The organism is Plantactinospora sp. ZYX-F-223 (assembly GCF_039649625.1).
Lineage (GTDB): Bacteria > Actinomycetota > Actinomycetes > Mycobacteriales > Micromonosporaceae > Plantactinospora.
On record NZ_JBDJAV010000116.1, the window covers coordinates 1 to 5234 of the forward strand.

General features: G+C 67.1%; 6 protein-coding genes. 3 read left to right on the forward strand and 3 right to left on the reverse strand.

Features of this window, described 5'->3' with window-relative positions:
• Positions 1-19: 19 nt before the first annotated feature.
• Positions 20-613, reverse strand: a complete 594-nt coding sequence (locus AAH979_RS42345) for a TetR/AcrR family transcriptional regulator (protein WP_346263752.1) — start codon at positions 611-613, stop codon at positions 20-22.
• Between the two features lie 11 nt (positions 614-624).
• On the opposite strand from AAH979_RS42345, the gene AAH979_RS42350 reads away from it, so the two are divergent.
• Complete coding sequence (locus AAH979_RS42350) at positions 625-792, forward strand: hypothetical protein (RefSeq protein ID WP_346263753.1); 168 nt, start codon at positions 625-627, stop codon at positions 790-792.
• 277 nt (positions 793-1069) lie between these two features.
• Here the strand turns inward: AAH979_RS42350 and AAH979_RS42355 are convergent, their stop codons facing one another.
• A complete protein-coding gene (locus tag AAH979_RS42355; protein ID WP_346263754.1) occupies positions 1070-2320 on the reverse strand; it encodes an MFS transporter in 1251 nt (416 codons plus the stop codon).
• Between the two features lie 70 nt (positions 2321-2390).
• On the opposite strand from AAH979_RS42355, the gene AAH979_RS42360 reads away from it, so the two are divergent.
• On the forward strand, positions 2391-3410 hold the full coding sequence (locus AAH979_RS42360; RefSeq protein ID WP_346263755.1) for a winged helix-turn-helix domain-containing protein: 1020 nt from the start codon (positions 2391-2393) through the stop codon (positions 3408-3410).
• Positions 3411-3695: 285 nt separating this feature from the next.
• On the opposite strand, the gene AAH979_RS42365 is transcribed toward AAH979_RS42360, so the two are convergent.
• On the reverse strand, positions 3696-3992 hold the full coding sequence (locus tag AAH979_RS42365) for a hypothetical protein (protein ID WP_346263756.1): 297 nt from the start codon (positions 3990-3992) through the stop codon (positions 3696-3698).
• Positions 3993-4348: 356 nt separating this feature from the next.
• Between AAH979_RS42365 and AAH979_RS42370 the strand changes: the two genes are divergently transcribed.
• Positions 4349-4741 (forward strand): hypothetical protein, encoded by a 393-nt coding sequence (locus AAH979_RS42370; protein ID WP_346263757.1) that lies wholly within the window; start codon positions 4349-4351, stop codon positions 4739-4741.
• Positions 4742-5234: the final 493 nt, after the last annotated feature.

The window sequence follows — 5234 nt, forward strand, 5'->3', positions numbered from 1 at the left end:
AAGACATGTGTCCTCCCATTCAGGCTGCGCGCACGGGAGCGACAGCCTGGGTCCAGGCGATGACTTCGGTGAGCAGTTGGTGGAGTGCGGCGGTTGCCTGTGCAACCTGCCTCAAGGAGTGTTCGTCGGTGCGATGTGTGGTCGCGAAGGGCGAGGGCCGCGTCCCGGGCGTCGTTCGCGGCGCCCGGGCCCTCGTGGTGGTCGACGACCACGATCGCGCCTTCGAGGAGAGTAGGAGGAGCTGCCGTCCCGGAGCGGCGGGATTCGCCGCTCGGGCTCGGGTGGCGATCGCGGTGAGAAGGTCCAGGTAGCGGCCGAGATGACGGGCGGCGATGGTGCTGGCCGGAGCGGTGTGGTGCTGGGTGGCGGCGTTCACGATCGCGCAGCCGCGGAAGCCGGGCTCGTTGAACCAGACGCGGAGGGTGTCGAAGACCGCGGCGAGCTGGGCCGCCGGCTCGTCGCCCGCGTCGGCGGCGGCCCGGGCCAGCCAGCGTGTGACACGGTCGCTGCGGGCTTCCAGGACGGAGCGGATGAGCCCGTCCTTGGACCCGAAGTGGCGGTACAGCGTCTCCTTGGAGATGCCCGCCTCGGCGCACAGGTCCGCGATGCCCACGCCATCGAGCCGTGCTCGGCAAGGTCGAAGAGCGTCCAGCCCGGACAATGCTGGATGGGAGCGCTCAGGTCAACGCTCAAACAGTCGCGGAAATCCTCAAGCTGCTGGCGCAGCCGAGCGTGCAGATCCATATCTCGCACCTATCTTCGAAGTGGGTCAGGAACAGAGCCACCGCCTGAGCGATTCCTGACTCAGGCACTCGATCCCAGCTCAGTGCTCCTGCTCGCCGGTGCACCCGGCGACGGCTCACCCCGCGGGTCGGCTGGCGGCATGTCTTTCAGTTTTGTGCCGTGGCGACGGCGGCCGTCGCAGCATCACGAGAGTGATCCCAGTCGGCGGACGGCAGCTGCTGGCCAGGGCCGCGCCGAGAGCGGGCTTGGCTGCTGGTCGACGCGACAACCCGTACCTCAACAGCTCGAAGAATCGGACGGCCAGAAACCGAACGACAAGAACGGTTCAGGGGACAGTGGTAGCGCGAGCGACGAGCGCCGGAATGAGTGCCAGCACCGCCACCGCACCTGACAGCCCGGCCACCAGGCACGTCAACCAGATCGCCTCCGGCCCGACGACAGAGAGAAGCGTGGTGCTCAACGCTGGTCCGACAAGCCCGGCCATCGTCTTGGCCCAGCTGATCATTCCCTGGTAGCGACCACGCATCGCCGCCGGCGCCAGGTCGGCGACTATCCCTCCGGCCACCACCCCGTTACCGATCTCGCCGATCGTCCAGATGACCACCGTGAGCGCATATTGCCACGGTTCGTGGGCCAACCCAGTGCTGGCTACACCGACCGCGACGAGCGCCCAGGAGGTGGCGAGGACCCGAACGCGATCGAACCGGGTGATCATGCCGTAGAGCACCGGCTGGAGCGCGATCACGAGGACCGTGTTGACGATACCGACGAGCCCGAAGACGGTCGGTGGTAGGCCGTCGAGCCGGATCGCCAACGGGATCGCGAATTGGGTCATGCTATAGACGATCGCGGCGAGCGCGGTCATCGCCACAAACGCCATCATCACCCGGTCCTGCAAGACCACTCGGTAGCCCCCGCCGTTGGTCCGCGTCCGTTGGTCGGGTGCCTTCTTAGGGATGCCTCGGGCGACGAACATGGCGTAGATGAGACAGGTGGCGGCGTCGAGCACGAACAGCAGCCAGTAGCCGCGAGCGGCAAGGAATCCGGCGGTGGCGGCAGACGCCGCTGTACCGATGTTGACCGCCCAGTGCAGCAGGCTGAAGGCACGCGCTCGCTGGGTCGGCGTGACCGAGTCCGCGATCAGCGCCGCAGCCGCAGGCGGATACAGCCTGTTGCACATGCCGACCAACGCGGCAGCGAAGGCAAGAGTCGGCAGGTTGGGTGCGGCGAAGAGCGCGCCGAGGCTCGCCGGAGTGGCTATGAGGCCAGTGAGCAGTACGAACCTGCGCCCGACCCGGTCGGCGAGCCAGCCTCCGAGCACCGAGCCTATCGGCCCACCCAGCCCGAGGGCGACCACGATCGAGCCGGTCGCTTCTGCTGAGATGCCGCGGGAGCCGAGGTAGAAGACCAGGAACGGGACGACCATATCGCCCATTCGGTTCGCGATGGTGCCTGAAAAAATGACCCAGAACGGGCGTGACATTCCGCCGAAGCGAGTCGCAAAGGCGGTGGAGATTCGGCTGCGGGAGCGGGGAGCGGCCGGAGGTGGCACCAGGTGGAGCTGTTGTTCGGTCACTCCGTCAACCTCACCGGCTCCGCACGCCACCGAGTAGTGTTTTAGCTCGAGGCGAATGTTGGAGGTAGGGGTGCTCTCGCTTGGGTTCTCCATGCACGACGTGGCTCGTACCCGGATCACCATCTCCTGCCTCTGGGAAGTGATGGCGAGCGTGCGAGTGCTGGGCGATCCGGCCAGCCACCCGGTACACCTACCCTGGGTGAACCAGGTCCGCCCGCGACTCGCCGCCGCCGGGTTCCTCCCCGGCGCGGGCCACCGATGGCTGACCAGCCTCGTCCCGCCCAACGGCCATCCGATTCCGGACTTCCTCACTCCCCCGCCGCCGGCCACCGCCACCGCAGACCTCGCGACCGAGCTTTCCGCGTTGGCAGCCACCTCGGCGGAGGTCGTCCGGGCGGATCTTAAAGTGCTCGACCAGCCCCGGCTGTCCGCCCTGCAAGGGCTTTGCGATGACCCCAAATCCGGACTTGCCCGCCTCGTCGACGAGATCACCGAGTACTGGGACATCGCCCTCGCCCAGTCCTGGCCGAGGATCCGGACCTTGCTAGACGCGGAGGTATTCCAGAGGGCTCGGCGGCTGACGGAACACGGCGCTGAAGGACTGCTCAACGACCTTCATCAGCGTGTGCACTGGCGAGACGGCAGCCTCTCGATCGCCCCACGGCGTCCTGCCAGGCACCGACGCCGAGCCCCCCTGCGCTGCCCCGGCAGCACCTCGCTGAGAGGCACCGGCTTACTGCTGGTACCTTCGGTCTTCGCGTGGCCGTCGGTGCTCAGCATTACGGCCGCGGAACAACCACAGCTGGCGTACCCGGCGCGCGGCGTCGCCACCTTGTGGGAAGCCAGCCCCTGTCCACCCCGTGCGCTGGCGGCAGTCATCGGCCGAACCCGGGCAGACCTACTAGTGGCACTCGAGTCGCCGCTCTCCACCACCGACCTCGCGCGCCGCATCGGACTGTCGGCCGGCGGCACCTCGCAACACCTCGGCATACTGCGCGCGGCTGGGTTGGTCACCAGCCACCGAACCGGTCACACGATCGTCAACGCGAGAACCGCAGTAGCCGAGGCACTCCTTTCCGCAGCCCACTAACCGCTGATCAGCACCCTCGCCAGCCGCCCTACCAGTCACCATTCCACTGCGCCCTTGTTCGATGGGCGCAGGCTCGCCTGGCGCATCGCCTGGCGGCCCGGCCGACCAGCCGCCCTGGCAACGCACGGCCACCTACACTGCGTGAACCTTTGCAGCCCTTGTCGCAGATGCCCCTGATTGAACGCTGCGCCGGCCTGCGTCCCGGTCCGGTCACCACCGTTCTCGCCGCGACGAAGCACACCCTGCGCTCGATCGCCCGCCGCTGGCAGCAGCTCAACGACGAGATCAAAACCCACGAGGCGCTGCTCGCTGAGCGCGATAGACCCGGGGCTGCACCGAGGACCACAGTCGTTCGTTCGTCGCCGCCTCACGCGGATCCACGGCGGCGGTCTGCATCCGGCGGAACAGGAACGTCACCAGCTCGGCGCCCTGCACGAGCCGGGACGCGTGGCTCGGCGCGAAGTGCAGCGTGTCGACGATCCGGGTGAGCCGCCGGGAGCGGTAGCCGCCGGTACCGGCGACCAGGTAGCGGGTCAGGTCGGCCCGGTGCCGCGCCGGGTGGTCGACCTCGTCCGCGATCACCAGGGCCAACTCCTCTTCCCGGGCGGCGTAGGCAGCAGCACCGGATCGTGAGTCGGCGCCTTCCCTGACATTCGCAGGCTCTACGTCACATTCGCAGGCTCTACGTCGTCGGAATCAGTGAGCGCCCAACAGGCGCGAGCCGGGGACCCGGCCATGGCATGCAAAGTGAAGGAGAGGTCCGATGACGACGACGCAATAATCCAACCAGGCGGTCTACCGACGGCTCAACGACGCGATCAACAGCCGTGATTTCGGCTTGATCGCCACCGTAAGCAGCAGCAACCCGAGAACGCAATGACCCTGGGTGATCGATGCTAGCGAACACAACAAAGTTCTGACCAGAGAGGCGGACGAAGATGGGTATCCCGAAACGCAGGTTGGTTCAGGTCATCGCGGGCGTAGGGATGGCGTTGGGAATCATCGCCAGCGCCTCCACGCCGGCTCTCGCCAACGGACCGACGGCGTATGCCAGTGGCGGTGCCGGTTGGGCCTGGTACGAGGAGTACGGGGACTACTGGCACATCAGGGACACAAAGGCGGACGGCCATTCCGCCGTAGTCCAATGGCGGATCTCCAGCGGTCGAGAAGGAGACGACTGGGACAACAACGGCGCGGACAACGGGACGACCGTCATCAATCGCAACTACCCAGAAGAGGACACCGTCCAGTACCGCGCCTGCTGGGGCGAGTGGGGCTCCCAGTACATCGAGATCAGTAGTTGTTCCGCATGGGTGACCACGCAGGCATAGCCTGCCCTCCGCGCCGACAAGACCCCCGGGGGGCTGCGTCCCACGCCGTGCGGACGCGGCTCCCGCGCCACAGCATCGAGTCCACGTCCACGAACATCAACGCCCCGCCACCGGGCAGCAGCGGGGGTACGCCGGGCCAGTTGTGCCAGACACTGCTGTGAGATCCCCCTGGCGGCCGGGCTAATGGCAACGCCGTTCAGTTAAGCGTGGGCGTGGCTGGTCAAGGGGTGTGTTGACCAGGCATTGAGAAGCGGGGTTCCGGTATCAAGGTTTGTCACTCCAAGACAACCCGAACCAGGAACCCCGCTCGGTGGATCAAATTGCCATAACCCGTACGGTCGCGGTAGCCGCGGGGCCGTTCGCGCCAGCGGCGCTACGGCCATCCACGAACGTACGGAGGTCATCCACCAGGACGATCGTGCGGGGGGTGTCCCTATGGGTTTCAAGCGGGGACGTGGCTCTGGCTGGGTGGCACGCGAGGGGTGGCGGCAGA